Genomic DNA, 18,613 nt, shown 5'->3' with positions numbered 1-18,613 from the left:
AGAAGGGCTACTACGTCCCCTCCGACCTGATGGCCTGGTCGGGCGCGTTCCTGAAGCACCAGTTCGCATCGCTTGCGGATCCCGCGAACTCGTAGGCGGGCGGCGACACGCCACGGGCATGTCGCCTCAGCGGGATGGCGGTCCGCTGGGGGTTCTGTCTCCGCTGCCGGCTGGACCGCCTGGCGTGAGCCGACCCGGGAGGCGACCGCCCTCTCGCACCAGCGCTTGAGGTAGCCGGTCGGCTCCTCCACCATGGGCTTATGGGGCATATCGACTCGGTGGCGATCGTCGATCAGGGCGGCATCATCACCGGGTGGAGCGACGCGGCCCGACGGCTCACGGGTTACGCGGCCGAGGACGTCGTGGGGCGTGAGGCGAGGGAGCTGCTCGCGGACGATCCTCCTTCGGCGCACGCGGTGGCCCGATTGCACGGTGTGGTGGGCGTCCGGCACAGAGATGGGCACACCATCGAGCTGGCCTTGCGAGCCTTTCCCCTGCGGGACGCTCGAGGCGGGGCGAGGGCCTTTCTCGTCACCGCGTCGATGCCCGGCCGGCCGGAGCCCACGGTGGCGGAGCAGGTGTTCCAGCAGGCGTCGCTGGCGCTGTCCGCCTTCGACACCGAGCGCCGCGTTCTGTGGCTCAACGCCGCGGCCCAACGATTGGTGGGCCATGCCGAGGACGATCTCGTGGGGCGAGACCTCGTCGACTTCATGCCGGATGACGACAACATCGAAAGATACCTGCGTCATCAGGAGCAGGTGGTGCGGACCGGCGCCGCCGTGCACTACGAGGGCTACGGCCGTCCGGCCCCCGGCGGCCGGGAACACGCCTGGAACGTGGAGATGTGGCCGGTGCGGGACGCGTCCGGCGAGGTGGTCGCCGTCGGCACGGCGGCGTTCGACAGCAGTGAGCAGCACTGGGCCCGGCAGCGGATGGTCCTGGTGAACGAGGCCGCGGCCGCCATCGGGACCACTTTGGACGTGGTGCGGACCGCGGAGGAACTGGTGGGGCTGGTCGTGCCGCGCTTCGCTGACTTTGCGAGCGTGGACCTGTTCGACTGGGTCGTGAGGGCGCAGGGAAGCGACCCGGTCGCGGGGGAGGCCGGCATCGCGCTGCGCCGGGTCGCGCACCGGTCCGGCACCGCGGGGACACCGGAGACGGTGGCCGGCCCGGGTGAGGTGGACGCCTATCCGCCGTACTCGCCGCCGATCCGGGCGCTGAACGACGGCCTCGCGGTGCTCAGCGGGGCCGGGGAGCCGGAGTTCGACCGGTGGGTTGCCGAGCACCATGCGCGAGGCGCCGCGCTTCGGGAGCGCGGCGTCGCCGTCCACTCGCTGCTGGCGGTGCCGCTGCGGGCCAGGGGCACCACGCTGGGCGTCGCCGTGCTGGCCCGCGCCCTGCGCCCGGACGCGTACGCGGCTGACGATGTGGCCCTGGCCGAGGAACTGGCCAGCCGCGCCGCCGTCTGTGTGGACAACGCCCGCCGGTACGCCCGTGAGCAGGCGACCGCGCTGACGCTCCAGCGCAGCCTCCTGCCGCAGCGGCTGCCCGGTCAGTCCGCCGTGGCGGTGGCGCACCGTTATCTCCCCGCCGACTCCGTGGCGGGGGTCGGGGGCGACTGGTTCGACGTGATCCCGCTGTCCGGCAGCCGTGTCGCCCTGGTCGTCGGTGACGTGGTGGGGCACGGCCTGCATTCGTCGGCGACCATGGGCAGGCTGCGTACTGCCGTACGGACCCTCGCAGACGTGGACCTGCCACCGGATGAACTCGTCACCCACCTGGACGATCTCGTGGTCACCCTGGCGACGGAGAAAGGCGGTGGTGAGGAGATCGCGGAGCTGTGCGCGACCTGCCTGTACGCGGTGTACGACCCCGTCTCGCGGCTCCTGTCCCTGGCAGCCGCCGGACATCCGCCGCCGGCCGTCAGGCGCTCCGACGGCACGGTGGAACTCGTCGCGATGTCCGCGGGCCCCCCGCTGGGTGTCGGCGGCCTGCCCTTCGAAGCGACGGAACTCGTGCTCGACGAGGGCTCGGTGATCGTCCTGTACACGGACGGACTGATCGAGGACCGTGACGTCGACGCGGACCGGGGCACCGCGGAGCTGCTTCGTGCGCTCGGCGACCCGATCCACTCCCTCGAGGCCACGTGCGACGCGATGCTGAAGTCCCTGCTGCCCGAGCGGCCTCGCGACGACGTGGCACTGCTGCTGGCCCGCACCCGTGCCCTGGGTGCGGACCAGGCGGTCGACTGGGACCTGCCCCGGCATCCCGGGCACGTTGCCACTGCTCGGCGGAACGCCACCGAGCAGTTGGAGCGGTGGGGACTGGACGACATGGTCTTCGTCACCGAACTGATCGTCAGTGAACTGGTCACCAACGCCATCCGCTATGGTGATCCGCCCATCCGGCTGCGGCTGATTCGCGACCGCGCACTGATCTGCGAGGTGGCGGACGGCAGCTCCACCTCACCGCATCTGCGCCGTGCGCGGGTGGACGACGAGGGCGGCCGCGGTCTGATGCTGGTCGCCCAGCTCACGCGGCGATGGGGCAGCCGGCAGACGCGCACGGGGAAGACGATCTGGGCCGAGCAGCCGCTGCCGCCGGGGCAATAAATCCTTCCGCTGACCGGGACATGACTTCCTGCACCTTCGACGGCGGCCTGATCGCCGCCCTCGCGCACCGGACGGCAGGATCAGCGCTGGTTCAACGATTCATCTTGTTCTCGGGAATGGGTGGCTTCTATCATCAAGGCGCCGGAGATCCAGAAGTCACCCCTTGGGCAGGAGTTCCGCATGAGCACGATCCGCCGTGTCCTGCTGCCACTGCTCGTCGTGTCGGGGCTGGTACTGGGCGCGTCGTCAGCCGCGCCACCCGCGGTGGCGGCCGGTGCCGGCAGACCCTGGACGATTCCCGCACTGAAGCAGTGGACCACCTCGGCCGGCTCCGCCGGATCCTTCACCGCCGACGCCTCGACCCGCGTGGTGACCGACGATCCCCGGCTCGCCGCCACCGCCCGCACCTTCGCCACCGACCTCGGCGACCTGCTGGGCCGGGAGGTCGACGTCGCCAAGGGGCATGCCCGTCCGCACGACGTCGTCCTGCGCACCGATCCGGCCGTGCGGCCCGAGGCCGAGGGCTACCGCCTGTCCGTCGCCCCCACCGCGGTGATCAGCGGCGCGACCGACACCGGAGTGTTCTGGGGTACGCGTTCCGTGCTGCAGATGCTCACGCAGAACCGCACCCTCCCGGCCGGCACGGCGAAGGACTGGCCGGACTATCCGTACCGCGGCATCTCCCTGTGCAACTGCAGCAAGTTCTTCTCGGTGCCGTGGCTGGTCCGGCTCATCAAGGACATGTCGTACCTGAAGTACAACCAACTGCACCTGGAAATGCGGATCGCCAGTACGGCGCACCCCGAGAACGACTCCGCCACCGGTCCTGTGTACTCACCCGCGCAGGTCCGCCAGATCGTCAGCGCGGGCAAGCGCTACCACGTGCAGGTCGTCCAACAGGTCGGCACACCGGGCCACATGGACTACTACCTCGCCGCCCACCCCGGGCTGCAGGCCGCCGACGCCTCCGGCACCGCCAACCCGTCCAACCTGGACATGGCAGACCCGAAGGCGCTGCCGTACGTCAAGTCCCTCCTAGACGAGCAGATGCCGCAGTTCCCGGGCAGCGACTGGTACGGCGGCGGCGACGAGTACCTGAGTTCCGCGGCCGCCTACGAGCAGTACCCCTCGCTGGTGAAGTGGGCCCGCGAGCAAGCCGGTTCCGACGCGCCCGCCGCCGACTCCTGGGTGCTGTGGCAGAACCGGATCCACGACTACGCCGCGAGCAAGGGCCGTACCCTGCACGTCTGGAACGACCAGCTCTACGAGGGGATGCCCACCAAGCTCGACCCGGGCGTCGTCGTCGACTACTGGATCCACCAGGACGGCCGGACGACCCCCGCCGAGATCGCCGCGAACGGCAACGACCTCGTCAACGTCTCCGACTCCCTCTACTACGCCAGCGGCGGCCCGCCCAACGCCCAGTGGATCTACGAGACGTTCACCCCTTCCCTCTTCAGCGGCGGCCTCACCCTTCCCGCCGACGACCCCCACCTCCTGGGCGCCGCCATGGGCGTATGGCCCGCCGCCTACGGCGACAGCCAACACACCGTCGAACAGGGCATGTTCGGCCCCCTCCGCGCACTCGCCCAGAAGAACTGGGGCGGCACCCCGCTCGTCTCCTCGTACACGGACTTCCAGCCGGTCGAGCAGGCGATCGGTCACGCCCCCGGCTACCGGACCTCGGGCGCCGTCGCGGCGGACCGCGTCTACACCCTGCGGGCGGGCGACGGCTCGTACACCGTCGCGGACGGGGCCGAGGACCGCACCGGCTCCCTCGTCACCGCGACCGCCCCCGGCTCGGCCGGAGGCTGGCTGCTGCAGGAGGACGCCGAGGGCGTGTACACCCTGCGCTCACAGGCGGACGGACGCTGCGCAGAGGTCGCCGGTCAGTCGTACGCGGACGACGCGCGCATCGTCACGGCCGACTGCGCCGCCGACTCGGACGCCCAGAAGTGGCTCGCGGAACCGACGGCCGGCGGACTGGTGCTCCGCTCCGACCTCAGCGGACGAGTGCTGACCGCCCCGTCCGGGGAAGCGGGTACGGGGCTCGTGCAGCGCTACGACACCGGCGGCAGGGGCCAGCGGTGGACGGTGGCGGCGGCCGCCTCGCAGGTGACGGGCGCACTGACGATCGACGACCCGGTCGTCCCCGCGGGCGGCCGGACCGGCGCCACCGTGTCGCTCACCAACCACGGCAGCCGCCCGGCGGCCCTGTCGGACGTGTCACTGCACACCCCCGACGGCTGGACGGCACAGCCCGAAGGCGACGCACCGGCCCGGCTGGACGCGGGCGCCACCGCCACGCTGAAGTGGTCCGTGGCGGCCCCGGCCGACGCCGCCACCGGCTTCGCGCAACTGCGCGCCGTCGCCGTCGCGGAAGCCGGCGCCGCGGGTGCCACCGGCTCGGCGATGACCACGGCGCCGAGCCTGAAGGGAGCCACCGCGTACGACGCCGACTTCGTCTCGGGCACGGTCACCCCGATCGACCTGGCCACCGGCACCGCGCAGGACGCCATCACCGTCGGCAGACTGCCCGGCACGATCGTCGCCGACCCCTCGGGCACGACCCTGTACGTCGCCAACCAGGGCTCGGCGTCGGTCAGCGTCATCGACACCGCCACCCGCAAGGTCACCGCCACGGTGCCGGTCGGCACCACCCCGGCCGGCCTGGCGCTGTCTCCGGACGGCAGGACCCTGTGGGTCTCCGCCTACAGCGACAACGCCGTACAGCCGGTCGACCTCGCCACCCTGACGGCGGGCCCGGAGATCACCGTCGGCGCCGGGCCGGAGAACCTGGCCATCAGCCCGGACGGCACCACCCTCTGGGTCGCCTGCCGCACCGGCAACCAGGTCGTCCCCGTCGACACGGCCTCCCGTACGGCGGGCACCGCCGTGCCGGTGCCGGACAACCCCTTCGGCATCGCGATGGACCCGGACGGCGGCACGGTGTACGTGGGTGAGCAGACGGCGAGGACGGTGCTGCCCATCGACACCGCCACCAGGACCCCGGGCACCCCGATCGACGTCGGCGGCGCGCCCTTCGGCCTGACCGTCAGCCCGGACGGCAAGACCCTCGCCGTGGGCGTGAACGACACCTACACCGCGGCCTTCGTCGACCTGGCCACCGGCAAGGTCCGCAGCAGCGTCCTGCTCGGTCTGCAGCCCACCCAGATCGCCTACACCCCGGACGGGACGGTGGCGTACGCCGCCGTGGGCGCCGACGGCACCGTGGTGCCGATCCTGACCGCCGACGGCGAGACGGGCCCGCCCATCCGGGTCGGCAGCTACCCGATCGGCGTCACGGTCGTGGGCGCGTCGTGAGCCTGTCCATCGGACTCGTCGTGCACGCAAGCCGCCGTGGGGTCTTCGAGGAGGCTGTCGAGCCGCTGTCCGGAATCTCACTGAAGTGGGTCACCTACGGGCACGAGCGGGAGATCCGGCCCCGCGTGCAGAGCCTCGTTCACGGGCATGCCCTGGACGGACTGCTGGTCGGTGCCGTTCCGTATCGCGCCTGTCGCGACGTCCTCTCGCACGCTCTCCCCATCGCGGTCACCCGCAGCTCCGCCCTCGACCTGGCGCTGGCGTTGGCCCAGGCGCAGGCCCGCGGCTGGCAGGCGGCCGCGGTCAGCATCGACACCTTCGACCACGAGGTGGTCTCCGAGGTGACGGAGGCACTGCACCTCGACCGCACCCGTGTCACCTGCCTGCCGTACGCCGACGACCAGACCGTCGACGAGATCTGCGCCTTCCACCGGCGCTCCCTCCACGGCGGCGACGGTTACGTCATCACCGCACGCACCGCGGTGCTGCGGCAGTTACGCGGGGCGATGCGGGTGCTGAACGGCTCTCCCACACCGTCCAGCATCCGCTCGGAACTGCACGAGCTGCTGTTGCGCATCCGGTCCGAGCGGGCGGGTGTCGCCGGGTTCGCCGCGGGTGTCTTCTGCGTCAGCAGGCACGGCTGCCCCGGTGATCCGGAGCGCAGCCGCATGGACCTGCTGCACCTGCTGCGGGCCACGCCCGAACTCACCGACGCCTGGATCGAGAACCGCGGCCGGCGCGGCGTGGTGGTCCTCGGGCGCCGGACACTGTTCGAGCGCCTCAGCCGTGACTGGCACGTCGTTCCGGTGCTGGACCGGGCCCGGGAGTCGCTGGGTGTGGGGGTGGCAGCCGGCTTCGGCGTGGGACCTTCGGCCCGCACCTCGGTGGTACTGGCCGAACGGGCCGCCGTCCGCGCCGAGTCGGAGAACCGGCCGTGCGGCTATCTGATGGAGGACGGCGGACTGGTCATCGGACCGATCGGGCCGGGAGGGGACTCGGCAGGACGGCCGGGAGACCAGCCGCCGGTCCCGCCCCGCCGCGATCAGGGGGACCGTATGCGGGAACTCGCGCGCGCCGTCGGGCTGAGTCCGGCAACGTTGTCCAGGCTGGCCGCGATCGAGCACGACATGGCCGGACGGACCGTCACACCGAGCGAACTGGCCGACGCCATGGCCATCACCGATCCCAGCGGCCGGCGCCTGGTCCGCAAACTCCACGCGCACGGTCTGGTCATCTCCGAGGGATGTGCCCAGCCCCGTCGGAAGGGGCGGCCGACAGGGCTGTACCGCCTGGCGATCGTCGCGGCCCTGACCGGTTCGGGCGACGGACCCGCCCTCGACACCATGTGAACCCCGGGACGCGGTCCGGTCAGAGCAATGCCTCGGCCACGGCTCTCAGGTTGGCCCGGCCCCGCCCGTACGCGCACAGCCCGTCCGCCGCCTCCGTCTCCGCGTCCGGCATGCCGGTGGCGACAAGGAGCGCGTCGGGGCGGCCGGTGAGCAGGGCGGTGCGGGCCGCGGCCTGCCACGGGTGCAGGTCCGCGTCCTCGGTGGCGATCAGCAGCGGTCGCCCCTGGGCGCGCCGCAGGATGCCGGCCACGTCCACAGGGCCCTGCGTGGCCACCACGCCGTCGGTGCCGGGCATGGCCTCGCGCAGGAGCGCGACGAGGTCCGTGCGGGCCCATTCCAGCGCGGGGTGCGGGGGACGGTGGAGGTCGACGACGAAGGGATCGAGGACGGGACCGGGCAGCGGCTTCCACCGGACGGCCCGGCGCGCGGCGAACAGCCCCACGTCCCCGGAACCGGGGTTGAGGCCGGTGGCAGGCGGCTGAGCGAACCGCTCGGCCAGGGCGTCGACGCGGCGGGCGGCGTCGAGCACCCGGGCGGGGTCGAGCGCGCCGCACGCCATCGCGTCGAGCAGGGCGTCCCGGCAGCGCAGCCACAGCTGAGGCTCCGGGCGCGCGATGACGACCTGGTCGGCTCCGGCGGCGATCGCCGCGACGGCGCCGGCCGCCTCTCCCACCCCGCCGGCGATCGCCTCCATCTCCAGGGCATCGGTCACGATGACGCCCTGGAAACCGAGTTCGCCGCGCAGGAGGCCGGTGAGGACACGGCGGCTGAGGGTGGCCGGGGCTGCGGCGTCGAGCGCCGGGTAGACGACGTGCGCCGTCATGACGAGCGGGACGCCCGCCGCGACGGCTGCCTGGAAGGGCAGCAGATCGATCTCGCGCAGGACTCGCTCTTCCCTCGCGTCGAGTGCGACGCTCAGGTGGCTGTCCACGGTGGTCGAGCCGTGGCCCGGGAAGTGTTTGACGCACGGGGCGACGCCGGCGGCCAGTGTGGCCTCGATCCAGGCGGTGACGTGCCGGGCCGCGTGGCCGGGATCGGCGCCGAAGGCGCGGGTGCGCACGATGGGGTTGGCGGAGACCCGGTGCACGTCGGCCACCGGGGCGAAACTCACGCCCACTCCGCACTCGGCCAGGTGCCGGGCGAGCGCGTTCGCCACGGCGGCGGTCAGCGCGGTGTCGTCGGCGACGCCGAGCGCCCAGGCCCCCGGGGTCTCCGGAGCTCCGGCCCGGGCCAGATGGCTGATGCCGCCGCCCTCCTGGTCGACGGTGACGAGCAAGCCGGGCCGTATTGAGCGCAACTCGTCCGTGAGTTCACGCAGCCGGGCTCGCCCGGCGACGTTGCGGGTGTGCAGGATGACGCCGCCGAGCCCGGTGTCGGCCAGCCGTTTCAGCTCGCCGGGGAGCGTCGTGCCGTCGAAACCGAGGACGAGACAGCGGTTCGCGGCCTCGACCAGATCATCGGGCAGGGCGGTCACGGGGTCATCTCCGCAGTGGTCGTGTGGCCGTAGGTGTCCTCGTCCGGTTCCAACAGCAGTACGCAGCGAGCCCAGTGACGATCCGTCATGTCGACGCGTGGCGGTGGCTCCGTGCCGCAGGCGGGCCGTGCGAGGGGGCAACGGGGGTGGAAGCGGCAACCGGACGGGGGGTGGACCAGGTCCGGTGGTTCCCCGTAGTCGTCCGTGGCCGCGTCCGGCGTCGTGCCGTCACCTCGGCCCGTGCGGTCCGCCAGGAACTCCATCCGGTCGGGATCCGGCGTCGAGTCCAGCAGCAGCCGGGTGTACGGGTGGGCCGGGGACTGGGTGACGTCCTCCGCGGTGCCGTACTCGACGATCTCCCCCGCGTACATCACCGCGATCTCGTCGGCGAAGTACCGGGCGCCGGCGATGTCGTGGGTGATGTAGAGCATGGCCAGGTGTTCCTCGTCGCGCAGGATGGCGAGGAGGTTGAGGATCTCCAGCCGGATCGAGACGTCCAGCATGCTCACCAGTTCGTCGCCGAGCAGCACCTCGGGTTCCACGGCGAGCGCGCGGGCGATCGCGACGCGCTGCCGCTGGCCGCCGGAGAGTTCGTGGGGGAAGGCGTCCAGGAAACGCTCGGGCGGGGTGAGCCGCACGCGTTCCAGCAGGGCCCGCAGGCGCCGCTCCAGGTCGTCACGGTCCTTGACGGACCCGTGCAGCCGCAGCGGCCGTTCCAGCAGATACCGCACGCGGTGCAGGGGGTTGAGGGAGCCGAACGGGTCCTGGAGCACCATCTGGACCCGGCGGGCGTAGGCACGGCGCGCCCGTCGGCCTCGCGCCGAGGCCGGTTTCCCGTAGAGCAGGACGCTGCCGCCGGTGGGCTCCTGGGCTAGGGCGAGTGTCCGGGCGAAGGTGGACTTGCCGCTGCCGCTCTCGCCGACCAGGGCCACGGTGCGGCCCGGACGCAGGCTCAGCGAGGCGTTCTCCAGCGCGTGCACGGTCTCACCACGTGATCGGTGCACGGGGTAGTGGACGGTGACGTCCACGGCTTCCAGGACGGGGGCCGGCTCTTCGGTCATGCTCGCCCTCCAGCTGTCGGCGCGGGCAGTTCGTCGGCGTGCACACAGGCCACCGAGCGGCCGGGGCCGTGCTCGGTCAACTCGGGAGGTTCCACACCGCACTCGGGTGTCGCATGCGGACACCGCGGTTCGAAGGGACATCCCGGCGGGAGGCCGCGCAGGTCGGGAGGGTTGCCGGGGATGCCGTTCAGCCGGCGCATCGGCCCGCGCAACGGCGGAAACGAGTCGCGCAGCCCGCGCGTGTACGGATGTCCCGGATCCCGGTACAGGTCTCCGGCCGGCCCGCTCTCCACGATCCGCCCGCCGTACATCACGGCGATGCGGTCGGCGATCTCGAGCAGCAGTGACAGGTCGTGCGTGATGAAGACGACGGAGAACCCCAACTCCCTCTGAAGCCGGATGACTTGGCGGAGGATCTGGCGCTGCATGACGACGTCCACGGCCGTCGTGGGCTCGTCCATCACCAGAAGGTCGGGCTCGCAGACCAGGGCGAGGGCGATGGTGGCCCGCTGCCGCATTCCGCCGGAGAGCTCGTGCGGATAGCTGTCCAGCCGGGCGGCGGGAATGCCGACGAGTTCGAGCATGCGCGCGGCGCGTTCGCGGGCCTGGGCCCTGGGCATCCGGCGGTGGGCGCGCAGGACGTCGGTGAACTGGGCACTCAGCCTGGACACCGGGTTGAGGGCGTTCATGGCGCTCTGGAAGACGACGGCGGTGTTCTCCCACCGGGTCCTGCGGAGTACGCGTGGCTCGGCGTGGAGGAGGTCGACGGGGTCACCGGAGTTCGGATGGAGGACGGCGCTGCCCGAGCGGACGACCGCGGGTGGGCGCAGCAGTCGTAGCAGAGCGTTGATCAGAGTCGTCTTGCCGCTGCCGCTCTCGCCGGCGATGCCGAGGATCTCGCCGCGGTGCAGTTGCAGGGAGACCCGGGACACGGCCGGGAGGGGTTCGGTCTCCGTGCCGTAGTCGACACTGAGGTCTTTCACGTCGAGCAACAGGTTCACCGTGCCCCCTTGCGGCGGGCGCCGCGCAGCCGCGGGTTGGTCAGTTCGTCGATGCCGAAGTTGACGAGCCCGGCGGCGGCGCCGAGCACGGTGATGGCGACCCCGGGTGGCACGAACCACCACCAGGCGCCGGAGACCATCGCCTGCCGCTGCTGGGCGAAGTAGAGCATGGTGCCCCAGCTGACGGCGTTGATGTCGCCGATGCCCAGGAAGTCCAGGCCGGAGACGGCGAGGATGGAGGTGACGAGCGAGAGCATCAGTGTCGCCGAGATCACCGGCAGGAGGTTGGGCAGCACCTCCACGAGCATGATCCGCAGATTGCTCTCACCGAGCAGCCGGGCGCCCACGACGAAGTCCCGGTTGCGCAGCGACAGGGTCTGCACGCGCTTCGAGCGGGCGCCCCAGGCCCAGCCGGTCAGCCCGATGACCAGCGCGACCGCGAAGGGCCCGCCCCGCCCGCGCAGATACCCGGCGAGGATGATGACCAGGGGCAGTCCGGGCAGGACGAGGAAGGCGTTGGTGAGCGCGCCGAGCACCGAGTCGACCGTGCCGCCGTAGTAGCCGCCGATCAGTCCGACGGCCACCGAGAGCGTGGTGGAGACGACGGCCGCCAGTGCGCCCACGAGCAGAGAGGTCCGGGTGCCGACGACGAGCTGTGCGAGGACGTCGGTGCCGTCCTGGGTGGTGCCCAACGGGTGGGCGGAGGAAGGAGGTTGGAGGACCGCGCCGGTGAGTTCGGTGGGGGAGAGGCCCATCGCCGACTGCACGATCCACGGGCCGACGGCGGCGACGAGAACGTACCCGGCGATGATCGCGAGCCCGACGCGGGCCTTTCGGTTGGCGGGGATCAGCTTGCGCAGTGCGGTCCGCCAGGTCAGCCGCCCGGCCGTGGGGGTGAGCGGAGCGGTGAGCGTCATGCGTCCTCCCGGGTGCGCGGGTCGAGCAGGACGTAGACGGAGTCGGCGATGAAGTTGGCCACGAGCACGGACAGCGAGATGATCAGGAACAGCGCCTGCATCAGCGGATAGTCGAGGTTCACCACGGCCTGGTAGAAGAGGTAACCGATGCCGGGATAGGCGAAGACCGCCTCGGCGAGCAGCGAGCCGCCGACGACCGTGCCGATGGCGATGGCCAGGTTCGCCACCTGGGGAAGCATGGCGTTGCGGGCGGCGTACGCCAGCAGGATCCGCCCGCGGCCGAGTCCCTTGGCCTCGGCGAGGCTGACGTAGTCCTCGGCCACGGTGGTGATCATCATGTTGCGCATGCCGAGCAGCCAGCCGCCGACCGAGGAGACGACGATGGTCGCGGCGGGCAGGAAACCGTGCGCGATCACACTGGTGACGAACGCGAGGCCGTAGCCCGGTTCGAGGTTCAGGTCGTAGCCGTTCTGCGAGGGAAAGACCGGCAGGCTCACCGACAGCAGCAGCAGAAGCATGGTGGCGACCCAGAAGTACGGCATCGAGCCGAGGAAGGTCGCGAGCGGTGCCAGCACGCTGTCCAGACGGCTGCCGGGCCGGGAGCCGGAGACGATGCCGAGTCCGGTGCCGAGCAGGAAGGCCAGGACGGTGGTCAGGCTCACCAGCCCCAGCGTCCACGGCAGCCCCTGCGAGATCAACTCCCTTACCGGCTGCGGGAAGTAGGCGGTGGACACCCCGAAGTCGAGGTGGGCGAGTTGGGCGAGGTAGTGCAGGTACTGCTGCCACAGGTTCTGGTCGGGGACGCCGAACAACGCCCTGATGGACTTCTCGGTCGCCGGGGTGACCTGTGCGCGCTGGGCCAGCTTGTTCAGGATGACGGAGGCCGGATCCCCCGGCATGAGCCGGGGGATCACGAAGTTCAGGGTGATGGCCACGGCGGCGGTCCCGAGGTAGAAGCCGAGGCGGCGCAGCAGGACCCGGGCCCGGCCGCCGCGACGGCGGCGGGCGGGGCCGTCCACGGCCGCCGCCGGCCCCGAACCTGCCTCGCCGACCGGAAGCGTCGCCGCCGTCATCGGGCGGACTCCTTGGACATGGCCATCACTTCACCGGCTTCAGATGCGCGAGCACGTTCTCGAACGCCGGTCCGCCGTTCCAGGGCGCGCAGATGTCGTACGGGTCGCTCTTGCTGGGGAATCCGGTCCAGTTGCGGGCGCTCCACGCGCAGCCGGCGGTGATGTTCGACAGCGTCACGTACGGCACCTGGTCGACGATGATCTTCTCCAGCTTCCGGGTGAGATCGATCTGGGTCTGCTCGTCGCCGGTGTTCGCGAGCTGGTTCAGCAGGTCGTCGGTGCTCTTGTCGCGCCAGCGCAGGTAGTTGTTGGTCTGCGCCTTGCCGCCGTTCGGCGTGCCGGCGAACTCGCTGTTCAGCAGCGGGTTGTAGACCTGCCACGGCACCGCGCCGTACGCGAGTCCGTACGCGGCGAGATCGAAGTCGCCCTTCTCCCGGGTGGTGGTGTAGGTGCCGCTGGCCAGGGGCTGCACATTCACCTTGATGCCGATCTTGCCGAGCTGGTCGGCGATGATCCGCGCCCGCTGCACCGAGTCCGCGAACTCGGAGACCTCGATGTAGTTGAGCGTGAGCTGCTTGCCGTCCTTCACCGCCTTGCCGCCGCTCAGGGTGTAACCGGCCTGCTGGAGCTGGGCCTTGGCGGCCGCGAGATCGGTCTGGACGGCCTCCTTGTAGGCGGGGTCGAGCCACTTGCCCTGTGTCGCGGCGTCCAGGCCGGTCTGGCTGATCGGGTCGGCGCCGAGCTGGGTGACGAGTTGGATGAGCTGCTTGCGGTCGATCGCCAGCTCCACCGCCTTACGGACATGGACGTCCTTGAGCGTGCCCCGGTCGTGGTTGAAGACCAGGACCAGCGCTCCGTACGTGGGATAGAAATAGCCGTTCTTCGCCGGGTCCTTGTCGACGTACTGCTTCTCCAGGTTGGGTATGGCGCCGCCGCTCAGGTCCTCCTGGCCGCTGGTCAGCTGGGAGATCTCGGTGACGGAGTTCACCACCGGCAGCCGGATCTGCTTGACCTGGATCTTGCTGCGCCAGTAGTCGCCGCGCAGCGCCAGCGAGATCTGCTGCGGGTCGAACCGCTTCAGCGTGTACGGGCCACTGGCCACGGGGTCGGGGTTGGTGAAGGTGAGCGGGTTCTTTCCCGCCCAGTACTTCTCCGGAACGATGTACTGCTGGAGAATCGACGCGACCTGGGTGAAGGCGGGTTTGTCGAAATGGAAGACGACCGTCTTATCGCCCTGTGCGGCCACCGAAGCGAACGACACTCCGGACGAGTTGAGCGCCGGGTTCTTCTTCACCAGTTGGAAGGTGAACACCACATCCTTGGCGGTGACCGGTTTACCGTCGCTCCAGGTGGCTTTCTTGTCGATGTCCACGGTCAGCGTACGGCCGTCCGAGGACAGTTTCTGGCCTGAGGCGAGCCACGGTTCGAATTCGCCGCCCTTGAGGACGTCAACCCCCATGAGTGACTGGTACATGTAGATCCTGGTTCCCGGAGAAGCGTCCCCGGTGCTGGTCAGCGGGTTGAAGTTGCGCTGCAGCACGGTCTTTCCGGATGCGTAATTGATCATCATCGAGCCGCTGCCCGAACTCGCGGAACCGCTGTCCTGGCAGGCGGTGAGCGCAAGACTCATCACCACCGCGAGTGATACCGGACCGGTTCTGATGGACCATCTGAGCCGCACGGCTGACCTCCCGTCTCGGATGCCGCATTCTGTGAGCGGAAAATGTCGGCTGTCAAGGAAAGCGCGGAAATCCTCGATAAACGAACCTGGTTCCACAACACAAAAGAACCTGGTTCGTATGTCGCCGGCGTGTTCCATTCGGCGCCGTGGGAGGGGAAGAATGCCTATCGGTCGAAGCGGAGGGAATGAGAGGGAATGAATTGACGGAGATGCGTGGGGCGCCATCGGTGACCGGCTGGATGCGCGAGGCCAGGTTCGGCCTCTTCGTCCACTTCGGCGTCTACAGCATGGCCGCACGGCATGAATGGGTGCGCAGCTATGAGGAGATCGGGGACGCCGAGTACCAGAGGTACGTCGACCACTTCGACCCCGACCTGTTCGACGCGGCCGACATCGCGCGTACGGCGCGTGCGGCCGGCATGCGCTACGCCGTACTGACCACCAAGCACCACGACGGCTTCTGCCTCTGGGACTCGGCGGTCACGGACTACACCTCGGCCAAGGTCTGCGGCCGGGACCTCGTCGCCGAATTCGTCGCCGCGATGCGCGCCGAAGGGCTCAGGGTCGGCTTCTACCACTCGCTCATCGACTGGCACCATCCCGACTACGTGATCGACGGCATCCACCCGCTGCGGGGCGCGCCGGACGTGTCCGCCCTCAACTCCGGCCGTGACATGGGCAGATACCGCGCCCATCTGCATGCCCAGGTCCGGGAGCTGCTCACCTCGTACGGCCCTGTCGACCTGATGTTCTACGACTTCACGTTTCCCTGGAAACGCGGCGGAATGCCGGGCAAGGGACCCGAGGACTGGGACTCACCGCGGCTCCTGGAGATGACCCGCGCCCTCCAGCCCGGCATCGTGGTCAACAACCGCCTGGGCGTCCCGGGCGACTACGTGACCCCCGAGCAGTACCAGCCGGACCGTCCGCTGACCCAGGACGGCGTCGAGGTGATGTGGGAGGCGTGCCAGACCCTCAACGGCTCCTGGGGGTACCACCGGGACAACCTGGAGTTCAAGGACCCCGGCGACGTCGTGCGCATGCTCGTCCAGTCCGTGTCGAACAACGGCAACATGATCCTCAACGTGGGTCCCGACGGCCGCGGGAACCTGGAGCCCCGGGCCCGTGCCATCCTGCGCTCCGTCGCGGAGTGGATGCGGCTGCACGCCCGCGCCGTCCACGGGGCCGGTCCCGCGCCGTTCGCGCCGCCCGCCCACGGCGTCTACACCCTTCGCGGCAACCGCCTCTATCTGCACCTCTTCTCCTGGCCCTTCAAACACGTCCACCTGCCCGGTCTGGCCGGCCGGGTGGAATACGCCCAACTGCTGGGCGACGGCAGCGAAGTCGGACTCAGCCTCCTCGACAGCACCCCGCAGCCGCACGCCCACCTCGCCCCCTTGCCGCAGGCCGCCGACACGCTGACCCTGACGCTCCCGGTCACCCGCCCCGACGTGCTCGTGCCAGTCGTCGAGCTGTTCCTGACGGAGCCGTGAGCCGTCCGTCGCCACTGTTCGTCGGTTCGCGCGGAGCACATGTCATGTCGTCCTGGTGGGGCGGCCGTTCACACGACGAGCTCCTTGGTGATGCGGTCGAGCATGAAGGACGAGGACTCGCGGGCGCGTTCCTCCCAGGCGAAGACGCAGGCCGTGGCGACGCCGTCGAAGTGCAGTTCGCGCAGGGTGCCGAAGAAGGCGTCCCAGTCGACCTCGCCCTGGCCGATGTCGAGGTGCTGGTGGATGCGGGCGGTGGTGCCTGGCGGGTTGAGGATGTAGCGCAGGCCGGAGGAGCCCTTGTGGTTGAAGGAGTCGGCGATGTGGACGTGTCGGAGCTTGTCGCCGGCGTGGCGCATCATCGCCGCGATGTCCGCCGTCGGATCCGATCCGGAGAGGTGGAAGGAGTGCGGGGCGCAGTAGAGGTAGTTCACCCAGGGCTTGTTGATCGCGCGGACGAGGTCGACCGCCGGGGTGTTCTCCTCGCAGAAGTCGTCCGGGTGGGCCTCCAGGTTGAGCGCGATGCCCTCCCGCTCGAACAGCGGCAACAGTTCCTCCAGCGAGCGCCAGAACGCGGCCTCGCTCTCGGCGGCGCGCTCGGGACGGCCGTTGAACTCCGAGTTCATCAGCGGGCATTCGAGATCGGAGGTGATCTCGATCATCCGCCTCCAGTACCGGACGGCGGCCTGCCGCTCGGCCTCGTCGGGCGACGACCACTTGTACAACGGCAGCACGGACGACAGCTTCACCCCGTGCGTGCGCAGGGAGTTCTTCAGCCCGGTGATCCGCCCGTCGTCGGCACGCGGGTGCAGGAAGAACGGCATGAAGTCGTCCCGGGGCGACAACTCGATGTACTGGTAGCCGAGTTCGGCGACCGTGCGCACCATGTCGTCGATCGGCAGGGCGCGGAACATGTACGGGTCGAGGGCGATCTTCATGCGGCACCTCCGTAGAAGGCGGGGCGGGGCTTGAGGTCGGTGGCGACGACACGGCCGGACTCCAGGGCCTCGACGGTCGCGCTGGTGATGACGGTGGCCGCGTAGCCGTCCCAGGCCGAGGGGCCGCAGGGCTCGTCGCCGGCGGCCACGCAGGCGATCCACTCGCGGAACTCGGTGTCGAAGGCGTCCGCGAACCGGCCCACCCAGTCCGTGAGCACCTCCGTGCTGTGCTGTCCGGCGGTGCGCACGCCGGCCGAGGCCGGGTCGGGCAGCCGGACGAGACCCTCCTCGCCGACCGCCTCGCACTGGATGTCGTAGCCGTACTGGCAGTTGACGAAGACCTCCAGGTCGATGCGGACGCCCTTGGCGGTCTCGAAGAGCATGATCTGCGGATCCTTGAGGTGGGCGAACCGCTTGCTCGTGGCGCGCGGGGTGACCACCTGGGTGGAGACGATCTCGTCGTCGAGCAGCCACCGCAGCACGTCCACCTCGTGCACCGCGGTGTCCAGCGCGGCCATCGCGGAGGTGTACGCCTCAGGGACGGTCGGATTGCGGTGGGCGCAGTGCACGATCAGCGGCTCACCGATCCTGCCGGAGTCGATGACCTGCTTCATCTTCCGGTAGCCGACGTCGTAGCGGCGCATGAAGCCGATCTGGACCAGGCGGCGGCCGAGCGCCGTCTCGGCCTCCACGATCCGCAGGCAGTCCTCGGCCGTCGTGGCCAGCGGCTTCTCGCAGAACACCGGCTTCCCGGCGGCTGTCGCGGTCAGCACGTGCTCGGCGTGGGTCGGGCCCCAGGACGTCACGAGGACGGCGTCGACGTCGTCCGCCGCGATCAGGGCCGCACCGTCGGGCAGCACCCGGGCGCCGACCGGCGCCGCCGCCTCCTGGGCACGGGCGGCGTCGATGTCGGTGACCGCGGTGACACGGGCACCGGTGACGGTCTCGGTGAGCCGCCGGATGTGCTCCTTGCCGATCCAGCCGGCGCCGATGACGCCTACGCGCACAGTCATGGGTGGTGGTCCTTTCGAAGAACTTCCTGGAACAGGGGAGGTCAGGAGAAGCGCGTGCGGAGTTCGGCTTCGAGGGTCTCGAGGGTGCGGCCCCTGGTCTCGGGGACGTAGCGCTTCACGAAGGCGAGGGAGACGACGCCCGCCACCACGAAGAGGAAGAAGGTGTTGGAGATCCCGATGCCGGAGAGCAGGGACGGGAAGACCAGGCCGATCAGGAAGTTGGTCAGCCACAGCACCACCGCCGCGACACCCATGCCGAAGCCGCGCATCCGCATCGGGAAGATCTCCGACAGCATCAGCCAGGTCACCGGCGAGATCGCGCCCTGTCGGAAGGCGAGGAAGGTGACGGTCATGGCGAGCACCACGTACGCTCGGCCGTCGCCCGAGGGCGGCGCCAGGGAGAACACGCCGATCAGCAACAGGGCTGCCGTGGTGCCGATCTGACTGGTCATCAGCATCGGGCGGCGGTCGGCCCGGCCGAGCAGCCAGATGCCGACGAGGCCTCGCGCACCGGCGGGGCCGCGACGAGGAAGAACACGTACACCGCGACCGCGCCGAGGGAGACACCCACCTCGGGGCGGGCCAACAGCCTTAGCACCGGCAGGCGTTGCGAGGTTCGCCCATCGGTCTCCTTCGGGCCGGGGGCCGGCGGTGCGGACACCGCCGGCTCAGCCCGCTGG

General features: G+C 70.5%; 12 protein-coding genes and 1 pseudogene. 4 read left to right on the top strand and 9 right to left on the bottom strand.

The genetic code is table 11. The features are described 5' to 3' along the window. Positions 1 to 260 precede the first annotated feature (260 nt). The 3 genes from ABT057_RS02685 to ABT057_RS02675 all read left to right on the top strand — a co-directional run bounded on the left by ABT057_RS02685 (position 261) and on the right by ABT057_RS02675 (position 7,285). Positions 261 to 2,612: a SpoIIE family protein phosphatase gene (locus ABT057_RS02685; protein ID WP_352340568.1), complete on the top strand. Its 2,352-nt coding sequence runs from the start codon at positions 261 to 263 to the stop codon at positions 2,610 to 2,612. Positions 2,613 to 2,792: 180 nt separating this feature from the next. Then, positions 2,793 to 5,936, top strand: coding sequence for a family 20 glycosylhydrolase (locus tag ABT057_RS02680; RefSeq protein ID WP_352340567.1), 3,144 nt, complete (start codon positions 2,793 to 2,795; stop codon positions 5,934 to 5,936). Next, positions 5,933 to 7,285: a MarR family transcriptional regulator gene (locus tag ABT057_RS02675; protein WP_352340566.1), complete on the top strand. Its 1,353-nt coding sequence runs from the start codon at positions 5,933 to 5,935 to the stop codon at positions 7,283 to 7,285. Before ABT057_RS02680 ends, ABT057_RS02675 begins: the two co-directional genes overlap by 4 nt. A gap of 19 nt (positions 7,286 to 7,304) precedes the next feature. On the opposite strand, the gene ABT057_RS02670 is transcribed toward ABT057_RS02675, so the two are convergent. From ABT057_RS02670 to ABT057_RS02645, 6 genes are read right to left on the bottom strand one after another with little or no spacing between them, the layout of a single operon-like run. Then, positions 7,305 to 8,759 carry a glycoside hydrolase family 3 N-terminal domain-containing protein gene (locus ABT057_RS02670; protein WP_352340565.1) on the bottom strand — a complete coding sequence of 485 codons (1,455 nt, stop codon included), beginning with the start codon at positions 8,757 to 8,759 and terminating at the stop codon, positions 7,305 to 7,307. After that, a complete protein-coding gene (locus ABT057_RS02665; protein ID WP_352340564.1) occupies positions 8,756 to 9,820 on the bottom strand; it encodes an ABC transporter ATP-binding protein in 1,065 nt (354 codons plus the stop codon). The genes ABT057_RS02670 and ABT057_RS02665 overlap by 4 nt, the downstream gene beginning before the upstream one ends. Beyond that, positions 9,817 to 10,821: an ABC transporter ATP-binding protein gene (locus ABT057_RS02660; RefSeq protein WP_352340563.1), complete on the bottom strand. Its 1,005-nt coding sequence runs from the start codon at positions 10,819 to 10,821 to the stop codon at positions 9,817 to 9,819. Before ABT057_RS02660 ends, ABT057_RS02665 begins: the two co-directional genes overlap by 4 nt. After that, the gene (locus ABT057_RS02655) at positions 10,818 to 11,738 is read right to left on the bottom strand and encodes an ABC transporter permease (RefSeq protein WP_352340562.1); all 921 of its coding nucleotides are present in this window, start codon (positions 11,736 to 11,738) and stop codon (positions 10,818 to 10,820) included. The genes ABT057_RS02660 and ABT057_RS02655 overlap by 4 nt, the downstream gene beginning before the upstream one ends. Beyond that, positions 11,735 to 12,811, bottom strand: a complete 1,077-nt coding sequence (locus ABT057_RS02650) for an ABC transporter permease (RefSeq protein WP_352340561.1) — start codon at positions 12,809 to 12,811, stop codon at positions 11,735 to 11,737. The genes ABT057_RS02655 and ABT057_RS02650 overlap by 4 nt, the downstream gene beginning before the upstream one ends. A 25-nt stretch (positions 12,812 to 12,836) precedes the next feature. Then, positions 12,837 to 14,441 (bottom strand): ABC transporter substrate-binding protein, encoded by a 1,605-nt coding sequence (locus tag ABT057_RS02645; protein ID WP_352340560.1) that lies wholly within the window; start codon positions 14,439 to 14,441, stop codon positions 12,837 to 12,839. Between the two features lie 260 nt (positions 14,442 to 14,701). Here ABT057_RS02645 and ABT057_RS02640 point away from each other — a divergent pair, with 260 nt between their 5' ends. Continuing rightward, a complete protein-coding gene (locus tag ABT057_RS02640) occupies positions 14,702 to 15,985 on the top strand; it encodes an alpha-L-fucosidase (RefSeq protein ID WP_352340559.1) in 1,284 nt (427 codons plus the stop codon). 68 nt (positions 15,986 to 16,053) lie between these two features. On the opposite strand, the gene ABT057_RS02635 is transcribed toward ABT057_RS02640, so the two are convergent. The 3 genes and pseudogenes from ABT057_RS02635 to ABT057_RS02625 all read right to left on the bottom strand — a co-directional run bounded on the left by ABT057_RS02635 (position 16,054) and on the right by ABT057_RS02625 (position 18,594). After that, positions 16,054 to 16,920 carry a sugar phosphate isomerase/epimerase family protein gene (locus ABT057_RS02635; protein WP_352340558.1) on the bottom strand — a complete coding sequence of 289 codons (867 nt, stop codon included), beginning with the start codon at positions 16,918 to 16,920 and terminating at the stop codon, positions 16,054 to 16,056. Then, complete coding sequence (locus tag ABT057_RS02630) at positions 16,917 to 17,933, bottom strand: Gfo/Idh/MocA family oxidoreductase (RefSeq protein WP_352340557.1); 1,017 nt, start codon at positions 17,931 to 17,933, stop codon at positions 16,917 to 16,919. Before ABT057_RS02630 ends, ABT057_RS02635 begins: the two co-directional genes overlap by 4 nt. Before the next feature lie 41 nt (positions 17,934 to 17,974). Then, positions 17,975 to 18,594, bottom strand: a pseudogene (locus ABT057_RS02625) (MFS transporter). Positions 18,595 to 18,613: the final 19 nt, after the last annotated feature.

Origin of the sequence: Streptomyces sp. NPDC002588, assembly GCF_040295925.1 — a bacterium.
Taxonomy (GTDB): Bacteria; Actinomycetota; Actinomycetes; order Streptomycetales; family Streptomycetaceae; genus Streptomyces.
This window is presented reverse-complemented; position numbering and strand designations above follow the sequence as displayed.

Bases quoted from the DNA above. Each gene is read 5' to 3' on its own strand.
- ABT057_RS02685 (WP_352340568.1), top strand. From the start codon at position 261: ATGGGGCATATCGACTCGGTGGCGATCGTCGATCAGGGCGGCATCATC.
- ABT057_RS02680 (WP_352340567.1), top strand. From the start codon at position 2,793: ATGAGCACGATCCGCCGTGTCCTGCTGCCACTGCTCGTCGTGTCGGGG.
- ABT057_RS02665 (WP_352340564.1), bottom strand. From the start codon at position 9,820: ATGACCGAAGAGCCGGCCCCCGTCCTGGAAGCCGTGGACGTCACCGTC.
- ABT057_RS02655 (WP_352340562.1), bottom strand. From the start codon at position 11,738: ATGACGCTCACCGCTCCGCTCACCCCCACGGCCGGGCGGCTGACCTGG.
- ABT057_RS02650 (WP_352340561.1), bottom strand. From the start codon at position 12,811: ATGACGGCGGCGACGCTTCCGGTCGGCGAGGCAGGTTCGGGGCCGGCG.
- ABT057_RS02645 (WP_352340560.1), bottom strand. From the start codon at position 14,441: ATGAGTCTTGCGCTCACCGCCTGCCAGGACAGCGGTTCCGCGAGTTCG.
- ABT057_RS02640 (WP_352340559.1), top strand. From the start codon at position 14,702: ATGCGTGGGGCGCCATCGGTGACCGGCTGGATGCGCGAGGCCAGGTTC.
- ABT057_RS02635 (WP_352340558.1), bottom strand. From the start codon at position 16,920: ATGAAGATCGCCCTCGACCCGTACATGTTCCGCGCCCTGCCGATCGAC.
- ABT057_RS02630 (WP_352340557.1), bottom strand. From the start codon at position 17,933: ATGACTGTGCGCGTAGGCGTCATCGGCGCCGGCTGGATCGGCAAGGAG.